The organism is Pseudolysinimonas sp. 10J20-29, assembly GCF_055809595.1.
Genome location: NZ_CM147917.1, coordinates 2,356,550 through 2,375,112 on the forward strand (window position 1 = coordinate 2,356,550; position 18,563 = coordinate 2,375,112).

The window sequence follows — 18,563 nt, forward strand, 5'->3', positions numbered from 1 at the left end:
TCTATGTTTCCGTTCGCTCGTGATTTCGACGCTCGTGCGACTCCGACGCCGACGAAAGGATCTTGTGAACGCCCGCATCTCCACCCCTTCGGCGCGCCGTGCGCCGCGTCGCTGGGCCACGTTCGGGGTGCTCGCGGCGACCGCCGCACTCACCATCCTCGACGTCTCCAAGGTCGGGGTCGCGCTGCCGGCGATTCAGGAGTCGACCGGCGGATCCGGATCCACCATCCAGTTCATGGTGGTCGGCTACACGCTCGCGTACGCCGTGCTGCTTCTTCCGGCCGGACGCATCGGTGACGTCCTCCCGCGCAAGGCCGTCTTCCTCGTCGGCGGGTTCATCTTCCTGGCCGCGAGCGTCATGTGCGCGCTCGCGCCGGACATCGCCTGGCTGATCGCCGGGCGTCTCGCGCAGGGTGCCGGCGCCGGAATCCTGATGCCGCAGGTGCTCGGACTGATCCAGCGCATCTTCCCGCCCGAGGAGCGCTCCCGGCCGCTGGCAGCCCTCGCGGCCACGATCGCCGCGACCTCGCTGTTCGGGCCGGTCATCGCGGGCGTCATCATGGAGCTGGTCGGCGGTGCCGAATCGTGGCGGGCCCTGTTCTGGTTGAACGTCGCGATTGGCGTCGTCGTGCTGCCGATCGCCGCGTTCGTCATCCGCGAGCCGCAGGGCGAGAAGCGCCGCGGCTTCGACGTCGTCGGCTTCCTCCTGCTCGCCCCCGCCGTCGCGCTCCTGGCCGGACCGCTGAGCGCCATCTCGGAGGACTCCCCCGCGTCCTGGTGGACACTCATCCTGACCGCCGCGGGGGCCGTGTTCGCCACCGCGTTCATCCTGTTCGAGCGTCGACGAACCCGACGCGGCCTTCAGGCGCTCGTCGATCCGCTGCTGTTCGGATTCCGCCACCTCACCACCGGTGTCTTCGTGGCGGGATTCATGCACGCCGCCGCGACGGCGGGCACCCTCATCATCACGATCGGCCTGCAGCAGGCAGCCGGGCAGACCGCGCTTCAGACGGCGCTCTGGATGCTGCCCGCGGCCGTGTCCACGATCATCGGCGCGTGGATCGCGGGCCGGCTGCCGCAGCGCTCGACCTATCGCCTGATCGCGATCGGCACGGGGATGGGCGCCCTCGCGCTCGGCGGGATCGCGCTCGCCTTCGGCGCGGCGCCGGTCGGCCTGCTGCCGGTGATCGTGAGCATCATCCTTGTCGCGAACTCCTTCGGCGGTGCGATCGCGGGCCCGGCCAACCAGGCGCGGACGCTCGTCGAGGTTCCGGACTACCGCGCGAGCGTCGCGGGCTCGCTGATCCAGTTCGCCCAGCGCTTCGGCTCCGCCTTCGGCATCGCGGTCGCGCTGATCCTCTACTACGGCTACGAGCACACCGAGACGGTCGCCGGGCAGCCGACCCTCGGCCCGACCTTGGCGATCGCCGTGACGGCGCTCTTCCTCGCGATCGCGTCGGTGCTGGCGATTCTGGATCGCACTCGCGAGCCCGCGCCGGCACCGGTCGCTGAGGCGCCTATCGAGGACGCCGCCACCCGCGCGACCGCCGCGGTCTAGGCGCTCCGCTCGCGAGCGGGACACCGGCGCACCGGGCCGTCCTGCCGGGCATCGGGTCTCCCCCGCGTGCCCGCGGTGCCGCGCCTGTCGCGCCCCGCCTGCACCGCGGCACCGGGGCCCGCCGGACGACGCCGACCCCCTCGGCAACTCGGCCGCTGTCTTGGGCCCGAGCACTGGATGGCGCAGACGGAGGAGCATGGGCGTGCGATGAAGCGGTAACCGTCAATGACGGTGACGCGACCGCGCAGCCGCTCACGGCAGCCGCGCCGGGCGCCGCACACGGCGGATGGTCGGGCACCGCACACGGCGGATGCCTCGGGCACCGCCCTCCCTGCCGGAGCGCCGGGGACGGCGGCCGGCCGGAGCCCCCGACTGTCGCCCCTCGGGCGAGCATCCTTGCCAGGCCCGAGGGCGGCGCTGCGGGCACGCAGAAGGGCCGGCCCCGCCTGACGGCGGGACCGGCCCTGTTCCTGCGGGTGGAGCTAGCCGACCATGTAGACGTCGGTGAACTCGATCCACCAGCTCTTCGGCTGGACGTAGCCCTCGACGTCCGCCGACATCGCGCGCGGCGCGGTGTCGTTGGCGACGAACAGCCACGCGGCGTCCGCGGTGACCAGGTGGCCGACCTCGGTCAGGAGCGCGGCGCGCTCCGCCTCGTCGGTGGTGACGATCGCCTGGGCGTACAGCGCGTCGGCCTCCTCGTTGCAGTAGTTGAAGAGGTTGCCGTCGCAGCCGAACCAGAAGCCGTTCCAGCTCGAGGGCTGCTCGAGGCTGAACGCCTGGTTGGCGGCGTGCCAACCGGTGTTGCCCTCACCGAGCTGTCCGTACATTCCCGAGAAGTCGACCGGCTCGAGGGTGACGTTGATGCCGACCTCGGCCAGCTGCGCCTGAAGCGCCTCGTTCATCGACTTCGCCTGCATCGAGCCGGAGCCCGCCGTGATGTAGCCGACGGTGATGTCGATGCCGTCCTCGTACCCAGCCTCGGCAAGGAGCTCGAGCGCCAGTTCGGGGTCGTAGCTGTAGATGTCGTCGGCCTCGTCGTAGTAGAGGCTGGCCGGGGCGAACATCTGGTACGCGGCGGAGGCGGTGTCGTGCATCAGGTCGTGCGCGATGGCCTCACGGTCGATGGCGAAGTTCATCGCCTGGCGGACGCGGATGTCATGCATCGGCGCCTCTTCGGTCATGAGCTGCCACGACCACTCCCAGTCGAAGGCGTTGCCGACCGTCACGAACCCGGCAGACTCCAGGCTGGCGAAGTCATCCGGCTGGGCGTTCTCGATCCAGTCGACGCGACCCGAGCGAAGCGCCGCGGTGCGGGCGGCGGGGTCCGGGATCAACTCGACGGTGAGGCGGTCGAGCTTGGCGACGTCGCCCCAGTAGTCATCGTTGCGAACGAACGAGATCGACTGGTTCTCCTCGAGCGCGTCGAAGATGAACGGGCCGGTGCCGACCGGGTTCTTCGCCTGGCCGGCCGCGCCGGACTCCTCCAGCGAGGTCGGGCTGGCGAAGTACACGTTGTACAGGTCCGCCAGGAAGAACGCGAACGGCTGGTTGAGGTGGAAGATGACCGTCATGTCATCGACCTTCTCGACCGACTCGATGAAGTTGAGCACCGAGTAATAGGTGACGAGCACCGGGTCGTAGTTGGGGTCGTCCTCGTTCATGTAGCGCTCGAGGTTGAAGAGCAGCGCGTCAACGTCCCAGGCGGTGCCGTCGTGGAAGGTGACGCCCTCCTGAAGGTAGAAGGTGTAGTCGAGGTCGTTGTCCGCGATGTCCCACGACGCGGCCAGGGCCGGCGCGACGCCAGCCGGCGCGTCGGGGTCCGAGACGTCTCGCTTGGTCAGGCCTTCGTAGATCAGGTTGCCGATGAGGCGCTGCCCCTCGTAGCCGGCGGTGGTGATGGCGCCGGTGTCAAGGCTGGGGAACGACGCCATCTGCGAGCCGATGATGAGTTCCTGCTCGACCGTGTCCGAGCTGTCGCTGCCGGCACAGCCGGTCAGGACGAGCGCCGTGGACACAGCCGCGGCCGCGAGCGCCGTCAGGCGTCGCGAGCGGGTGCTTGTGAAAAACATGTCTCTCCTTGTGTCGTAGGGGGGTGCGCGTTTCTTCCGTCGGTCACGTCGCCTCCGCGCTGTGCCTCGCGTCCAGAAGGACCCGGGTATAGGGATCCTTCGGGTCGTCCAGCACGGCACGGGTCGGTCCCGATTCGACGGCTTGACCGCGGTTGAGAACGAGCACGTCGTCACTGAGGTGCTCTACGACCGCGAGATCGTGACTGATGAAGAACAGGGCGACACCGAGGTCGCGCTGAAGCTCCGCGAACGTGTTCAGCACTTGCGCCTGAACGGACTTGTCCAAGGCCGACACCGCCTCGTCGGCGACGATCACCTCGGGGTTGTCGGCGATCGCGCGCGCGATCGCCACCCGCTGCGCCTGCCCGCCGGACAGCTCGTGCGGATAGGCGTGGAGGTAGTCCGCCGTCAACGACACCCGGGCGAGCAGCTCCACCGAGCGCGACGCCCACTCCCGCGCGGGAACCGCCTGGGCGCGAAGCTGGAAGGCCAGCGACCGCTGCACCGTCATCGTCGGGTTCAGGGCGTGGCGCGGATCCTGCGGCACCAGTTGGATGCGCCGACGGGCCATGCGCAGCCGGTGCCGGCTCATCGAGAACAGGTCGTCATCCCCGAGCGTCACCGTGCCGGCGTCAGGTGACATCAGACGCATGACGATCCGGCCGAGCGTGGACTTGCCGCTGCCGGACTCGCCGACCACCCCGAGCGTGCGTCCGCGCTCCAGCCGGAACGAGACCCCGTCGAGCGCCGTGAACGCGCCGAAGCGCTTGACGATGCCGTCAGCTGCCAGAACGGAACTCATGATGTCGCCACCTCGGGAGTCGAGGCCACCGCGTGGCCGGGTTCGATGTCGCGCAACGGTCCCCAGTCGCGGCGCATCCGGACCTCGTCGGGCACCACGGCGAGCTGACCGCGCGGCGTGCGGGCGGAGGGCTCTGCGGCGAGCAGCGCTCGCGTGTACTCGTGCTGCGCGTTGTGCAGAACCTGATGCGCGAAGCCGAGCTCGACGATGCGGCCGCCCAGCATGACGGCGACCCGGTCGTGCGGCTTCGACGCGATGAGGGCGGCGATGCCGATGTCATGCGTGATGAACAGGATCGCGGTGTGAAGTCGTTCGCGCAGGTCGTCGAGGAGTCGCACCACGCGCACCCCGACCGACGCGTCGAGCGCGCTGGACGGCTCGTCGGCGACGATCAGCTCCGGCTCACAGCAGATCGCGATGGCGATCGCGATGCGCTGACGCATCCCGCCGGACACCTCGTGCGGGTAGTTGTGCAGCACCCGCGCCGGATCGTTGATCTGGACGAGCTCGAGCAGCTCGGTGGCGCGAGCGAGCGCGGCCGCCTTGGTCGGCGCCTTGCCGTGCTGCAACAGGGTTTCGACGATCTGACCGCCGATGCGTCGCATCGGGTCGAGCGACGAGTTCGGATCCTGCGGAACCATCCCGACGCGATCACCGTGGAGCCGGCGGAGGGTCCGCCGATCCGCGGAGAGCAGATCGACGCCGTCGAACTCGGCCGTTCCCGAGATCTTCGCGGCGCGAGGCGCCATGCCGGTGATGGTGCGAGCGAACACGGTCTTGCCGCTGCCGGATTCGCCCAGCAGCACGGTGACCTGCGAGCGCTCCAGGCCGAGCCCGATCGAGTCGACGACGGTGTTCCAGCCGCCGCGCGGTGAGCGGAAGGCGACCGAGACGTCGGTCGCGTCGAGTGCCAACGGCGTCTGGGCGTCGAGCTGCCCGGCCGCCGCCGTGGTTGTCGTTGCCCGGCTCATGATTCCTGCCCCCGTCCGGAGATGGCCTCTCGGAATCCGTCGCCGACCAGCGGGAACAGCATCGAGAGCGCGATGATGACGATGACCGGCGCCAGCGCGAGGCCCGGGTCGCTGTAGATGGCGACCTGCATCTCCTGGAGGATCGAGCCGAGTTCCGGCTCGGGCGACGGGACGCCCAGACCGATGAACCCGAGTCCGCCCGCGATCGCCACGTTCGCGCCGACGAGCGACGTCGAGTAGGCGAGCACGGCGGGAAGGGCGACCGGCACGATCTGCCGGCCCAGGATCGAGGGCAGGCTTGCCCCGCTCGCGCGGGCCGCCGTGACGAAGTCGAGATCGCGGATGCGCGTGACCTCGGTCTCGGCGATGCGCGCCACCGGCGCGATCCAGACCACCGAGAGCGCGAGGATGAGCGTTCCGAGTCCGACGCCGAGCGTGATCGCGAGGAGGAGCGAGAGCAGCACCCCGGGAAAGGCGAACAGGATGTCGACGCCGCGCATCATGACGGTGTTGAGTCGTTTTCCGGCGAGCCCGGCGATGGTGCCGATCACGAGCCCGATCGACGTCGCGATCAGGATCGGCACGACGCCCGCGATCAACGAGGTTCGCGTGCCGTAGACCAAGCGGCTGAACATGTCGCGGCCCTGCGAATCGGTGCCGAGCAGGTAGCCGTCGCTGAAGAAGGGCAGCAGCCGGTCGGAGAGCGACCCGCTCAGCGGGTCGGCGATCGGCAGCACCGGTGCCAGCGTCACCACCAGTGCGACGACGACCACCATGCCGAGCGCTACTTGGCTGCGCAGCGGAAGGCGCGAAAGCAGACCGCGGCGCTGGAAGCGCGGCGTCGCCGTCGGTGTCGGTGTCGGTGGAGCCACGGCGGCTCTCCTTTCGCTCGAAAGCAGGCCGGTCATGCTCGTCCCACCCGGATTCGAGGATCGAGCAGCGCATTGAGGATGTCGGCAAGCAGCAGCACGAGAACGAAGACGACCGCGATCACGAGCGCCACGGCCTGAACGAGCGTGTAGTCGCGGAGGGCGACCGACTGCACGACGAGCGCGCCGAGCCCAGGGATGCTGAAGATGTTCTCGACGAACAGCGCGCCGCCGAGCATCGAGCCGACCTGGATCCCCAAGACGGTGATCATCGGCGGCAGTGCGTTGTGGTGCGAGTGCACCGCGAGACGCCACGGGGAGAGGCCGCGCGCGCGCAGCGCGGGAAGGAGCTCGGTCGCCTGCAGGGTCGCGATCGAGGTCTTGAGCGATCGAGCCATCTGCGCGCCCGGCGCGAGCGCCAGCGCCGTCGCCGGCAGCACGAGGTGGGCGGCGACGTCGAGGAATCCGCCGTCGCCGCGGCTGCGGAGCCCTCCCGCCGGGAAGATCGGCAGCAGAACGGCGAAGGCGAGAAGGAGAAGGAGCGCGACCGAGTACTGCGGGGCGGAGAGGAAGAAGGCTTCGATCCAGTCGATCGTGCGTCGCACCGCGCGAACCGAGGAGGTCGCAAGGTTGCCCATCACGATCGCGAGCACGACGGCGATGAGTGCGGCAGCACCTCCGAGCAGCGCCGTGTTCTCGAGCGCCGGGCCCACGATCTCGAGCACGGGGCGGCCCTGGCTGTAGGAGTAGCCGAGGTCTCCGGTGAGCAGTCGACCGAGCCAGCCGAAGAACTGCACGAGGAGCGGCTGGTCCAGGCCCATCACGACACGCAGCTCGGCGCGCTCCTCGACCGTGCTGTCCGTCCCGAGGATCGTGATCGCGGGGTCACCGGGGATCGCCCGGATCGCGAAGAACACGACCGCGGCGACGAAGAAGGCGGTGAGCACTGTCAGCAGCAGGCGCGCCCCGACGAACCGGACGAACCGGTTATGTGCCAAAGTCTTGTAGTCCACAATTGGAATTAGACAGTACTTCTATTTCGGACTTGTTACGCCGGCATTAATCCCGTTCTTCGGTTCCAAACGCATAGTTCACAAAAGGACTACCCTGGAGGGCGTGCGCCGTGTCGACCAACGGCGCTTTATGCTCTGAGTCGACGAAGACTCGGAAAAACGGAGGATCCATGGCGCTGCGACACGCAATCCTGTCCGCACTCTCCCGGGGCGTTCCGCGAACCGGCTACGACCTCAACACGAGCTTCGCCGACGACGTGGACCGCGCCTGGCACGCCAGCCCCTCGCAGGTCTACTCGGAGCTGACCAAGATGGAGGCCGCCGGGCTGATCGACATCAGCGAGCGGAACGAGCGGGGCCGCACGAGCTACGTCATCAACGACGCCGGCATCGAAGAGCTGCGCCGCTGGCTTCTCCTCGACGAGCCCGACCACGGCATCCGCGACGACGCGATGATGCGGCTCACCACGCTCTGGGTGCTCGACGACAAGAACGCCGGATACCTGATCGACGCGGAGACCGCGTTCCAGCGGCGCCGGCTGCTCGGGCTCGAGCACCTGCTCGAGACCTGGGACAACGTCCGGGAGGACACGCGCGTCTGGCGCAACCGCCACGCGATGCACCTGCTGTGGTACCGCCAGACCCAGCAGACGCTGGTGTGGCTGGACGGGCTGCGCGAGGTGCTCGAGAACCCCGATCGCCCCGTGCGCGAGGTCTTCGCCGAGCACGCGATCACGGTTCCGTAAGCGCCACGCACCCGCTCCCGCGGCGCCTCCGCCACCCGCGAGGCGCGGTGATAGCGTGAGGTAGTTCGACGCTCGAAGGAGTTTCCGCGTGCCCTCACCTCGCACCCGCTGGATCGGCCTCGTCGTCGTCAGCCTCGCCGTCGCGCTCATCATCGTCGACTCGACGATCGTCACCGTGGCGGTGCCCTCGATCGTCGAAGAGCTCGGGCTGAGCTCGACCGAGGTGCAGTGGGTGCAGGAGAGCTACACGCTCGTTTTCGCCTCCCTGCTGCTCGTGTTCGGCACGCTCGCCGACCGAATCGGCCGGCGACGGATGCTGCTGCTCGGCATCACGATCTTCGCCGTCTCCAGCGTGATCGCGGCGCTTGCGGGCTCGGGCGGGGCGCTCATCGCCGCGCGCGTCGTGCAGGGCGTCGGCGGCGCGATGCTGCTGCCGACGACGCTGTCGATCATCAACGCCGGGTTCCGCGGCAAGGACCGCGCGATCGCCTTCGCCGTCTGGGGCTCCACGATCGGCGGCATGGCCGCGGTCGGGCCCCTGCTCGGCGGGTGGCTGACCACCTTCTTCAGCTGGCGCTGGGCCTTCGGCATCAACGTGCCGCTCGGCATCATCATCATCGTCGGAGCTCTGCTGTTCGTCGCCGCGTCGCGCGACCCGAACCCCGGCCGACTCGACCTCGTCGGCGCCGCGATCTCGGTGGTGTTGTTCGGCACCCTCGTGTTCGGGCTCATCGAGGGCCGCAGTTACGGCTGGTGGCTGATCGACACCCCCTTCCAGGTGGGCGACTGGACGTGGCCGCTCGATCTGTCGCCGGTTCCGCTCGCGTTCGCGATCTCGGCGCTGGCGCTGGTCGCCTTCATCGCCTGGGGCGTGTGGCGCTCGCGCACCGGGCGGACGACGCTCATCGACTTCGGCCTGTTCCGCATCCCGTCGTTCCGCAACGGCAACATCGTCGCGATGCTGGTGTCGCTCGGCGAGTTCGGCATCATCCTCTCCATCCCGCTCTGGCTGCAGACCGTGCTCGACTACGACGCACTGCAGGCGGGACTCGTGCTGGTCGCCCTCGCCGGCGGCAGCTTCGTCGCCAGCGGCTTCGCCGGCTCGCTCGGGGCGCGACTGCGTCCGGTGCTGATCGTGCGTACGGGACTGCTCGCCGAGATCCTCGGGCTGCTGATCGTCGCGCTCGTGCTCGCCGTCGACGTCTCACCGTGGGCGATCGCCGGCGGGCTCGCGGTGTACGGCTTCGGCGTGGGACTCGCGACCGCGCAGCTGACCGGAGTCGTGCTGAACGACGTGCCGATCGAGGACAGCGGACGCGCCTCCGGCACCCAGAGCACCTCGCGCCAGGTCGGCTCGGCGCTCGGCATCGCGATCCTCGGCACGATCCTGTTCGGGGCCCTCGGCACGCACCTCGACGCGAAGCTCGCCGACGAGGGCTTCGCCGAGTCGGCGCGCGAGGAGATCGTGGATGCCGTGGTCGACAGCGCCGGCACCGCCATCTCCGGCTTCGACGCGGAGCAGCCCGCCGTCGCCGATGCGGCGCGCGAGGCGTTCACCGACTCGACGCGGCTCGCGGCGCTGGCCGCCGCCGGCTTCCTGACCGTCGGACTCGTCGCCACCGCCTCCCTCGGCGGACGGCGCGAAACCGAGGATGCGGAACTAGTTCAGCGCACGTGACCGGGCGCGCAGCGCCACGATCCACTCGACCGTCAGCCAGACGAGGGCGACGCCCGACAGCAGGGTGAGGGGAGAGAAGGCCACGTTCGCCGCATCCGCGAAGTCGGTGTTGGACGGAAGCCCGAGGACCAGCGCCAGGGGCGAGGTCCAGGTGCCGTCGTCCCCGCCGTCGACCAGCACGGCCGTCGCGAGCAGGAACGTGCCGATGTGCGTCCACGCGGCGATGCGGGCACGCACCCGGCCCCCGGCGACGAAGGCGAAGGGGCTGCGCCGGGCGAAGAAGCCGGTGATGACGATCACCACGACGAGCACGTAAAGCGGCACGAAGACGATCAGGCCGGTCAAATAGATGAGGGCCATCCAGCCCGGGGCGATGAGCTTCACGATCGCGGTCGCGAACGGGAACGCGAGCAGCGCGACGCCGGCGGCGACATCGCCCGCGCGACGACTCAGAACGTCGGTCATGGCACGAGATTACTGAGTCTCGGTCACCACGCCCAGCACGGCCTCGCCGTAGGCCTCGAGCTTCTTCTCGCCGACGCCGCTGATCTCGGCCAGCTGCTCGATCGAGGTGGGCTCGGTGAGCGCGACGCCGCGCAGCGTCGCATCATTGAAGATCACGTACGCCGGGACACCCTGCTCGCGGGCCACCCCCGCACGCCATTCGCGGAGCCGCTCGAACAGCGGCTGCGCCTGCTCGGGCAGCTCGGCGCCCGCGCTGCGCTTGGCGCGCTTGACCGGGCGCTCGGGCTCGCGGCGCAGATGCACGGCGCGCTCGCCGGCGAGCACCGCGGCCGAGGCCTCGGTGATGCCGAGGGTGCCGTACTCGCCCTGCACGGCGAGCAGCCCCTGCGCGAGCAGCTGCCGCACGACCCCGCGCCACTCCTGCTCGCTCAGCTCGGCGCCGATGCCGAAGGTGCGCAGCTCGTCGTGGCGGTTGCTGCGGATGCGGTCGTTCTCGCGCCCGAGCAGGATGTCGATCAGGTGCCCGGCTCCGAAGCGCTGGTTGCGCTCGCGCTGCAGGCGCACCACCGTCGACAGCAGCTTCTGCGCGGGCACGGTGCCGTCCCATGACTCGGGCGGGCTGAGGCAGGTGTCGCAGTTGCCGCACGCCGTGGAGCTCTGGCCGAAGTAGTTCAGCAGCTGCACCCGGCGGCACTCGATCGTCTCGCACAGTGCGAGCATCGCGTCGAGGTGCGCGGACAGGCGCCGCTTGTGGGCGACGTCGCCCTCGCCCTCGTCGATCATGCGGCGCTGCTGCACCACATCCTGCAGCCCGTAGGCCAGCCACGCGGTGCTCGGCAGGCCGTCGCGGCCGGCGCGCCCCGTCTCCTGGTAGTAGCCCTCGACGCTCTTGGGCAGGTCGAGGTGCGCCACGAACCGGACGTCGGGCTTGTCGATGCCCATGCCGAACGCGATCGTCGCGACCATGACGATGCCGTCCTCGCGCAGGAACCGCGACTGGTTGCGGGCGCGCGTCGCCGTGTCGAGGCCCGCGTGATACGGCAGGGCCGGGATGCCGGCGGCGACCAGCGCATCCGCCGTCTTCTCGACGCTCTTGCGCGAGAGGCAGTAGACGATGCCGGCGTCGCCCGGGTGCTCGGTGCGCAGCAGCGTCAGCAGCGCTGCATCGGCTGGGCCTTCGGCTCGATGCGGTACTGGATGTTCGGACGGTCGAAGCTGGCCACGAACTGGCGCGCGTCCGTCAGCTCCAGCCGCTGCACGATCTCGCGCCGAGTGGCGTCGGTCGCGGTCGCGGTGAGCGCGATGCGCGGCACCGTCGGCCAGCGCTCGTGCAGCACCGTCAGCCGCAGGTAGTCGGGGCGGAAGTCGTGGCCCCACTGGCTGACGCAGTGCGCCTCGTCGATCGCGAACAGGGCGAGCGGCGCGCGATCGAGCAGGTCGAGGGTGGCGCCCACGTTGAGGCGCTCGGGCGCGAGGTAGAGCAGGTCGATCTCGCCGGCGACGAGCGCCGCCTCCACCTCGCGCCGGGTCTCGGCGTCCTGCGTCGAGTTGAGGAAGGCGGCACGCACGCCCAGGGCGGCGAGCGCATCCACCTGGTCCTGCATGAGGGCGATGAGCGGCGAGATGACGACGCCGGTGCCGGAGCGCACGAGTGCGGGGATCTGGTAGCACAGCGACTTGCCGCCGCCGGTCGGCATCAGCACGAGCGCGTCGCCGCCGCCGACGACGTGGTCGACGATCTCGGCCTGCTCGCCGCGGAACTCGGCGTACCCGAAGACGCGGTGCAGCACCTCCGCCGGGGCGCTCGGCTGGGCGGCGGGCGCGGTGGACGTCATGCGTCCAGGCTAGACGGCACCGCGGACGCGGTGGGGCCGATCACGGCGCCGCGGGCTCAGTGGGGCGCGTGGTACTCGGCTTCGCCGCGCTTCCAGTAGCCCTTCACGATCGACCGCTCGAGGTCGAATCCTGCCGACACGAGCGCGGCGCGCGCCGGCTTCACGACCGACTGTTCGGCGGCCACGAACGCGAAGCCGTCGCCGTCTCGGCGCGGCGCGGCGTCGAGCGCCGCGATCAGCGCATCCAGGTCGCGAACCCAGGTGACTCGGAGGTCACCCGGTGTCGAGATCGACTGCTCATCGGCGGGATCCTCGGCGATCACCACGACGTCGACCGGAACACCGGAGGCCGCCTGGGCCGCGAACCGTCGGATCGCGGGAAGCGCCGTGCGGTCACCGGCCAGGAGCCAGTGATCCGGTCGCCCCTCGATCACCTGAGAACCGCGCGGCCCCCCGACCATCGCTCCGTTGCCCGGCGTGGCCGAGGCGGCCCAGTTCGAGCCGGGTCCCTCGCCGTGCACGACGACGTCGAGCATGAGCTCGTCGTCGCTCCACGACACCGGGGTGTACTCGCGCGACGGGTAGTCGCGCAGCTCGGCGAGCTCACCGGCACCGACGCCGTCGGGTACGAAGAACAATCGCAGGTGGTCATCGGCGCCGCGCGACTCGAAGTCGGTGAAGTCGCCTTCGAGCGCGATGCGGAGGTAGGTCGGCGTCAGCGCGTCGACGCGACGAACGGCGACACGGCGCGAGCCGTTGGGGAGCGGGGTGCGAACGAGTGAGAAGACCATCGCGTCCACTCTACCGATTTTGAGTTTGGTAAGCCTCACCTAACTTCATATATGCTCGCCGAGGCGTGCCGCCCGGTACGCCCCGTCAGGCCCGGGAGAACACCCGGTCACCGACCCAAGGAGAAACAACCTCGATGCGCATTCATCGTCGATCATCGATCACCGTCAGCCTCGCCGTCGTCGCCGCTCTCGGACTCAGCGCCTGCAGCGGCACGGCCGAGCCCGAGGCCGTCGCCACTGCGACCGTCGTCGTGGAGAACGCCAAGCCGGCGTTCATGGCCAGCGACGACAGCACCGCCACGGACCAGACCGTGGTCGACTACTCGCTGCCCTCCGAGAGCGTCGAGGTCCCCTTCCGACCCACCAGCGTCATCACCTTCGACCTGGCCACCCTCGACACGCTGGATGCCCTCGGTCTCGGCGCCGCCGTCGTCGGCATCCCCGAGGCCGTGCTGCCCGACTACCTCGCCGAGTACGCCGAGCTCCCGACCGTCGGCACGCTCTTCGAGCCCGACTTCGAGGCCGTCGCCGAGCTGAACCCCGACCTGATCGTCACGGCGGCGCGCTCCTCCTCCGCGTATGACGAGCTCGCCGAGATCACCACCACGATCGACCTCACCGCCGCGGTCGGCGGTGCGTTCGACCCGGCAGCCGCCATCGTGCGGGCCACCCAGCTCGGCGAGATCTTCGGCGCGGAAGACGCCGTCGCCGCCCTCGTCGGCGACATCGAGACCCGGATCGCTGAGATCTCGGCCCTCGCACCCGACGCCGGTTCGGCCCTCATGCTCATCGTCACCGGCGGCGAGTACGGCGCCTACGCGGAAGGTTCGCGGTTCGGCTACTTCTTCGACGGGCTCGGGTTCACCTCGGCGGTTCCCGCTGCCGAGCTTCCCGGCGCGGAAGGATCCCCGCACGGCGACGTCGTCTCCAACGAGTTCATCTTCTCGGTCGACCCCGACTGGCTGCTCGTGCTCGACCGCGGCGCGGCGACCGGCGAGACCACCGGCGACAGCGCCGCCGCGGAGGTGCTGGACAACGAGCTCGTCGGCGCGACCACGGCCGCGCAGGAGGGCCAGATCATCTACCTCCCCGCCTCCGAGCTGTACATCGTCATCAGCGGGCTGACGGCGGTCGGCAACGTGCTCGACGCGCTCGTCGCGGGACTCGAAGGCTGACACCCTGAATCCCAGGACCCGAACCCTCACGATCGCGGGGGCCGCGCTGGTCGCGGCCCTCGCGGTCGTGTCGGTGTTCATCGGGGTGGCCGAACTGGACGCCCTGGTCCTGCTGGCGAGCCGCATCCCGCGCACCGTCGCCCTGATCCTGGTGGGCGTCTCGATGTCCGTCACGGGGCTCCTCATGCAGGTGCTGACGCGCAACCGCTTCGTCGAACCGTCCACGACGGGCGCCAGCGACGCCGCCACGCTCGCGCTGCTGTTCGTGCTCGTCCTCCAGCCCGGCATGCCGATCTGGGCCAAAGCCATCGCGACGACCCTCGGGGCGGCGATCGGAGTCGCGGGATTCCTCGGGCTCGCCCGGCGCATCCCGGTGCGATCCAGCGTGCTCGTGCCCGTCGTCGGGCTCATGTACGCCGGCGTGATCGCGGCGACCGCCACGTTCCTCGCCTACCGCGTCGACCTCCTCCAAGAGCTGAACAGCTGGGCCCTCGGCGACCTCTCGAGCATCCTGCGCGGGCGCTACGAGATGCTCTACCTGGCCGCGGCGGCGGCTCTGATCGCCTGGATCGCCGCCGACCGCTTCACCATTGCCGGGCTCGGCAGCGACACCGCGCGCGGCCTCGGGCTCAACGCGCGGGCGACCTTCATTCTCGGCGTCGCGATCGTCGCGCTCGTCACCGGAATCACGACCGTCACGACCGGAGTCATCCCGTTCCTCGGGCTGATCGTCCCCAACATCGCGAGCCGCCTCGTCGGCGACAACATGCGGCGGACGGTCCCGCTCGTGGCCATGATCGGCGCCGCGATGGTGCTCGCCTGCGACATCGTCGGGCGGCTCGTGAACTTCCCCTACGAGATCCCGCTCGGCGTCGTCATGGGAATCCTCGGCAGCGTGATCTTCCTCGCCCTCCTGCTCCGCTCGCCGTCCTCGAAGGCGGTGGCCCGTGGTTGACATCGCCACCCGCGCACCGCGCCGGCCGCGCACCGCGCGCCCCGCGATCCGGCTCTCGCTGATCGCCGGCCTTGCCGTGGTGTGCGTCGGGCTCTACCTGTTCACGGACCTGCCGGCGGCCGCCGAATACGCGCTCGGGCTGCGCTCGCGCACCATCGCCGGCATGATCATCGCGGCAGCGGCCGTCGGCGTTGCCACGGTGCTGTTCCACACCATCACGGCGAACCGCATCCTGACCCCCGGGATCATGGGCTTCGACGCGGTGTTCCTGATGATCCAGACCGGCGTCGCGTTCACGCTCGGCCCGGCGTTCCTCGCCGGCGCGCCCGCCGCCGCATCCTGGGCGGTCGAGCTCGTCGTCATGACCGGCGCCGTCGTCGGCCTGTACTGGTGGCTGTTCGTCCGACGCCGCCTCGACCTCCACGTGATCGTGCTGGCGGGACTGATCCTGGGCACCCTGTTCCGCTCGATCACGACCTTCCTGCAGCGCCTCCTGGATCCCGACACGTTCGCGATCGTGCAGAACCTGGTCTTCGCCTCGTTCACCTCGGTCGACCGGACCCTGCTGCTGCCGACCGGGATCCTCGTCGCCGCCGCGCTCGCCTCGTTGTGGCCGATCCGGCGATCCCTCGACGTGATCGCGCTCGGGGAGACGCCCGCCATCGGCCTCGGCGTCCGCCATCGCGCGGTCGTGATGCACACCGTCGTCGCCATCGCGGTGATGGTGGCGGCCTCCACTGCGCTGGTCGGCCCGGTCGCGTTCTTCGGCCTCCTCGCCGCCAACCTCGCCTACAGTCTGGTCGGACACCGGCATCGTCACAGCGTCCCCGCCGTCATCGCCGTCGGCGTGATCGCCCTCGTCGGCGGGCAGCTGGTGCTCGATCGGGTGCTCGGCTTCGGAACCGAGCTTCCGGTCGTCATCGAGTTCCTCGGCGGCGTGCTGTTCATCGTTCTCGTACTCACCGGGAGGGCCCGATGATCCAGACCCAGAACCTCAGCAAGCGACACGGGCCGACGATCGCCGTCGACGACGTCAACGTCGCCATCGCCGCAGGCCTCACCGCCATCATCGGCCCCAACGGCGCCGGGAAGTCGAGCCTGCTGACGCTCATCGGCCGCCTGGCGCGGATGGACGCGGGGGCCGCCGTCGTCGGCGGGCTGGACGTCGCCACGGCGAAGACGCGCACCCTCGCGCAGCGGCTCGCCGTGCTCCGGCAGGAGAACCACCTCGCCATCCGGCTCACCGTCGCCGACCTGGTCGGATTCGGGCGGTTTCCGCACGGCGGGTCCGGTCGCACCGCCGCGGACGTCGAGCACATCGAACGCGCCCTCGAGCTGCTGACGCTCACCGAGCTGCGCGACCGCTACCTCGATGAGCTGTCGGGCGGCCAGCGGCAGCGCGCCTTCGTCGCCATGGCCGTCGCGCAGGACACCGACTACCTGCTGCTCGACGAGCCGCTGAACAACCTCGACCCGCGCCACGCGGTCGCGCTCATGAAGCTGCTCGCCGAGCTCGCCGAGCAGCGCGGGCTCACGATCGTGGTCGTCATGCACGACATCAACACCGCCGCACAGTTCGCGGACTCGATCATCGCCATGAAGGACGGACGCATCCACTGCCACGGACCCGTCGACGAGGTGGTGACCGTGCCGAACCTCAGCACGCTCTACGAGACCCCGGTTCGCGTCGAGCACGTCGGCGAGCGCCGGGTGGTGCTCTGGGACTGACGTCCGGCGCTAGCGTGAGACGGTGATCCCCGTTCTCGTCGGCCTGTCCAGCGCCCTCATCTTCGGTGCCGCCGACTTCTTCGGCGGACTCGCCGCCCGGCGGATCCAGCCGCTGCGGGTCACCTTCATCGCCGCCATCGCCGGCCTGGTGCTCATGAGCGTCGCGGCTCCGCTGTCCGGCGGTGCCGTCTCGGGCGAAGCGCTGCTCTGGGGAGCGCTGTCGGGGCTGAGCGGCGGATTCGCCATCGTGCTGCTCTACGCCGCGCTCGCGATCGGGCCGATGAGCATCCTGTCGCCGCTGACCGCCGTCATCTCGGCGATCGTGCCGATGACCTGGGGGCTGCTCGGCGGGGAGACCCTCACCGGGGTCGGCTACCTCGCCCTCGGCCTGGCGCTCGTGGCGGTCGTGCTCGTCGGCTTCGTGCCCGAGAAGGGCGCGGTGCGGCCGCGCCCGCGGGGCGTTCTCTACGCGGTCGGCTCCGGAATCCTGATCGGCATCTTCCTGGTGATCATGGACCAGACGCCCGACGACTCGGGGCTCGTGCCGCTGCTCGCGAATCGCGCCGCGAGCGTGGTGTTCCTCGGCGCGCTCATCCTGGTGCTGATCGTGCGGGCGCGACGCGGCACCGCGGAGTCGACGGATGCGCGCACCGGCTGGCGCGCGGGCCTCGGCATCGCCCTGATCTGCGGCATCCTCGACGCCACCGCCAACGCGATGATCCTGTTCGGCCTGCGCCTGGGCGACCTCAGCGTCATGTCGGTGCTGGTCGCCCTGTACCCGGCGGGCACGATCCTGCTGGCGGGGATCCTGCTGCGGGAGCGCATCGCTCCCGTGCAGTGGGCGGGTCTCGCCCTCGCGGTGGCCGCCGCCGCGATGCTCGGCTCGCATCGCGAGCTCGCCGCCGTGCTCGCCCTCGGCTAGAAGCTCACGTCATCGGCGCGCGCGACCGGGTGGAATTCGCGCCTCCGCATCGCGGATAACGTGGAGCGGTGATTCCCGTTCTCGTCGGCCTCGGCGCCGCTCTCATCTTCGGTGCCGCCGACTTCATGGGCGGGATGGGCTCGCGCCGCATCGCCGCCGTGCGGGTCACCTTCATGGCCGGGGTCACCGGCCTCGTGCTGATGCTGATCATCGCGCCGCTGGTCGGCGGGGTGGCCTCGGTCGAGGCGTTCGCGTGGGGTGCGATCGCGGGCGTGAGCGGCGGCCTGGCGATCATGCTGCTCTACGCCGCGCTCGCCATCGGTCCGATGAGCATCCTGTCGCCGCTCACCGCGGTCGTCTCCGCGATCATTCCGATGACCTGGGGCCTGGCCACCGGCGACGAGCTCAGCCTGCTCGGCTACCTCGCCCTCGGCCTCGCGCTGGTCGCCGTCGTGCTCGTGGGCTTCGTGCCGGAGAAGGGCGCCGTCCGCCCGCGGCTCCGCGGCATCCTGTACGCCGTCGGCTCGGGGGCGCTGATCGGCGTGTTCCTCGTCTCCATCGACCACGCTCCCGCCGACTCGGGGCTGTATCCGCTGATCACCCACCGCCTGGCGACCGTGCTCGTGCTGGGCGCGGTCATCGTCGGGATGGCGCTCCTCGCGCGACGCCGGGCGCCGCTGTCCCCGGCGCGCGTCTCCGGCTGGCGCGCCGGCATCGTCTTCGCGATCACCTGCGGCGTGCTCGAGGTGACGGCGAACTCGCTCATCCTGATCGGCCTGCGTCTCGGCGAGCTCAGCATCATGTCGGTGCTGATTGCGCTGTACCCGGCGGGCACCATTCTGCTGGCGGCCATCGTGCTGCGGGAGCGGATCGCCCCGGTGCAGTGGCTCGGCCTCGCCCTCGCGCTCGTCGCGGCGGCCACCCTCGGCTCGCACCGGGATCTCTCGATCCTGCTCGGCCTGGGCTGAGCCGCAGCCTCCGGG

At 70.3% G+C, this 18,563-nt stretch carries 16 protein-coding genes and 1 pseudogene; 9 read left to right on the forward strand and 8 right to left on the reverse strand.

Features of this window, described 5'->3' with window-relative positions:
* The first annotated feature begins 64 nt into the window (after positions 1 to 64).
* Complete coding sequence (locus tag AC0L6Y_RS11410; RefSeq protein WP_473552442.1) at positions 65 to 1,558, forward strand: MFS transporter; 1,494 nt, start codon at positions 65 to 67, stop codon at positions 1,556 to 1,558.
* A gap of 482 nt (positions 1,559 to 2,040) precedes the next feature.
* On the opposite strand, the gene AC0L6Y_RS11415 is transcribed toward AC0L6Y_RS11410, so the two are convergent.
* The 5 genes from AC0L6Y_RS11415 to AC0L6Y_RS11435 are packed head-to-tail and all read right to left on the reverse strand — an operon-like array spanning position 2,041 to position 7,285.
* Positions 2,041 to 3,630 carry an ABC transporter substrate-binding protein gene (locus tag AC0L6Y_RS11415; protein WP_473552444.1) on the reverse strand — a complete coding sequence of 530 codons (1,590 nt, stop codon included), beginning with the start codon at positions 3,628 to 3,630 and terminating at the stop codon, positions 2,041 to 2,043.
* A 43-nt stretch (positions 3,631 to 3,673) separates the two neighbouring features.
* A complete protein-coding gene (locus AC0L6Y_RS11420) occupies positions 3,674 to 4,432 on the reverse strand; it encodes an ABC transporter ATP-binding protein (RefSeq protein ID WP_473552446.1) in 759 nt (252 codons plus the stop codon).
* Entirely contained in the window at positions 4,429 to 5,403 is a 975-nt protein-coding gene (locus tag AC0L6Y_RS11425) for an ABC transporter ATP-binding protein (protein WP_473552448.1), read from the reverse strand. Before AC0L6Y_RS11425 ends, AC0L6Y_RS11420 begins: the two co-directional genes overlap by 4 nt.
* A complete protein-coding gene (locus AC0L6Y_RS11430; protein WP_473552451.1) occupies positions 5,400 to 6,275 on the reverse strand; it encodes an ABC transporter permease in 876 nt (291 codons plus the stop codon). Before AC0L6Y_RS11430 ends, AC0L6Y_RS11425 begins: the two co-directional genes overlap by 4 nt.
* Before the next feature lie 32 nt (positions 6,276 to 6,307).
* Positions 6,308 to 7,285, reverse strand: coding sequence for an ABC transporter permease (locus AC0L6Y_RS11435; protein ID WP_473552453.1), 978 nt, complete (start codon positions 7,283 to 7,285; stop codon positions 6,308 to 6,310).
* A gap of 170 nt (positions 7,286 to 7,455) precedes the next feature.
* Between AC0L6Y_RS11435 and AC0L6Y_RS11440 the strand changes: the two genes are divergently transcribed.
* Together AC0L6Y_RS11440 and AC0L6Y_RS11445 are read left to right on the forward strand one after the other, a co-directional pair.
* Complete coding sequence (locus tag AC0L6Y_RS11440) at positions 7,456 to 8,031, forward strand: PadR family transcriptional regulator (RefSeq protein WP_473552455.1); 576 nt, start codon at positions 7,456 to 7,458, stop codon at positions 8,029 to 8,031.
* 88 nt (positions 8,032 to 8,119) lie between these two features.
* On the forward strand, positions 8,120 to 9,709 hold the full coding sequence (locus AC0L6Y_RS11445; protein WP_473552458.1) for a DHA2 family efflux MFS transporter permease subunit: 1,590 nt from the start codon (positions 8,120 to 8,122) through the stop codon (positions 9,707 to 9,709).
* On the opposite strand, the gene AC0L6Y_RS11450 is transcribed toward AC0L6Y_RS11445, so the two are convergent.
* The 3 genes and pseudogenes from AC0L6Y_RS11450 to AC0L6Y_RS11460 form a co-directional block, all read right to left on the reverse strand.
* Positions 9,692 to 10,174: a hypothetical protein gene (locus tag AC0L6Y_RS11450; protein ID WP_473552460.1), complete on the reverse strand. Its 483-nt coding sequence runs from the start codon at positions 10,172 to 10,174 to the stop codon at positions 9,692 to 9,694. The two genes, AC0L6Y_RS11445 and AC0L6Y_RS11450, sit on opposite strands and share 18 nt — an antisense overlap.
* Positions 10,175 to 10,183: 9 nt before the next feature.
* Positions 10,184 to 12,009, reverse strand: a pseudogene (gene recQ, locus AC0L6Y_RS11455) (DNA helicase RecQ).
* A gap of 56 nt (positions 12,010 to 12,065) precedes the next feature.
* Entirely contained in the window at positions 12,066 to 12,800 is a 735-nt protein-coding gene (locus AC0L6Y_RS11460) for a siderophore-interacting protein (protein WP_473552463.1), read from the reverse strand.
* Between the two features lie 134 nt (positions 12,801 to 12,934).
* On the opposite strand from AC0L6Y_RS11460, the gene AC0L6Y_RS11465 reads away from it, so the two are divergent.
* The 6 genes from AC0L6Y_RS11465 to AC0L6Y_RS11490 all read left to right on the forward strand — a co-directional run bounded on the left by AC0L6Y_RS11465 (position 12,935) and on the right by AC0L6Y_RS11490 (position 18,548).
* The gene (locus AC0L6Y_RS11465; RefSeq protein WP_473552465.1) at positions 12,935 to 13,975 is read left to right on the forward strand and encodes a siderophore ABC transporter substrate-binding protein; all 1,041 of its coding nucleotides are present in this window, start codon (positions 12,935 to 12,937) and stop codon (positions 13,973 to 13,975) included.
* Positions 13,976 to 14,042: 67 nt separating this feature from the next.
* Positions 14,043 to 14,930, forward strand: a complete 888-nt coding sequence (locus tag AC0L6Y_RS11470; protein WP_473552467.1) for an ABC transporter permease — start codon at positions 14,043 to 14,045, stop codon at positions 14,928 to 14,930.
* On the forward strand, positions 14,923 to 15,909 hold the full coding sequence (locus AC0L6Y_RS11475; protein ID WP_473552469.1) for an iron chelate uptake ABC transporter family permease subunit: 987 nt from the start codon (positions 14,923 to 14,925) through the stop codon (positions 15,907 to 15,909). The genes AC0L6Y_RS11470 and AC0L6Y_RS11475 overlap by 8 nt, the downstream gene beginning before the upstream one ends.
* Positions 15,906 to 16,658, forward strand: coding sequence for an iron ABC transporter ATP-binding protein (locus AC0L6Y_RS11480; RefSeq protein ID WP_473552472.1), 753 nt, complete (start codon positions 15,906 to 15,908; stop codon positions 16,656 to 16,658). Before AC0L6Y_RS11475 ends, AC0L6Y_RS11480 begins: the two co-directional genes overlap by 4 nt.
* 22 nt (positions 16,659 to 16,680) lie before the next feature.
* Positions 16,681 to 17,580, forward strand: a complete 900-nt coding sequence (locus tag AC0L6Y_RS11485; RefSeq protein WP_473552474.1) for a DMT family transporter — start codon at positions 16,681 to 16,683, stop codon at positions 17,578 to 17,580.
* A gap of 68 nt (positions 17,581 to 17,648) precedes the next feature.
* Complete coding sequence (locus tag AC0L6Y_RS11490) at positions 17,649 to 18,548, forward strand: EamA family transporter (protein ID WP_473552477.1); 900 nt, start codon at positions 17,649 to 17,651, stop codon at positions 18,546 to 18,548.
* Positions 18,549 to 18,563 lie beyond the last annotated feature (15 nt).

Excerpts from the sequence above, each read along its gene's own strand:
- AC0L6Y_RS11415 (WP_473552444.1), bottom strand. The coding sequence starts at position 3,630 with ATGTTTTTCACAAGCACCCGCTCGCGACGCCTGACGGCGCTCGCGGCC.
- AC0L6Y_RS11420 (WP_473552446.1), bottom strand. The coding sequence starts at position 4,432 with ATGAGTTCCGTTCTGGCAGCTGACGGCATCGTCAAGCGCTTCGGCGCG.
- AC0L6Y_RS11425 (WP_473552448.1), bottom strand. The coding sequence starts at position 5,403 with ATGAGCCGGGCAACGACAACCACGGCGGCGGCCGGGCAGCTCGACGCC.
- AC0L6Y_RS11440 (WP_473552455.1), top strand. The coding sequence starts at position 7,456 with ATGGCGCTGCGACACGCAATCCTGTCCGCACTCTCCCGGGGCGTTCCG.
- AC0L6Y_RS11450 (WP_473552460.1), bottom strand. The coding sequence starts at position 10,174 with ATGACCGACGTTCTGAGTCGTCGCGCGGGCGATGTCGCCGCCGGCGTC.
- AC0L6Y_RS11460 (WP_473552463.1), bottom strand. The coding sequence starts at position 12,800 with ATGGTCTTCTCACTCGTTCGCACCCCGCTCCCCAACGGCTCGCGCCGT.
- AC0L6Y_RS11465 (WP_473552465.1), top strand. The coding sequence starts at position 12,935 with ATGCGCATTCATCGTCGATCATCGATCACCGTCAGCCTCGCCGTCGTC.
- AC0L6Y_RS11480 (WP_473552472.1), top strand. The coding sequence starts at position 15,906 with ATGATCCAGACCCAGAACCTCAGCAAGCGACACGGGCCGACGATCGCC.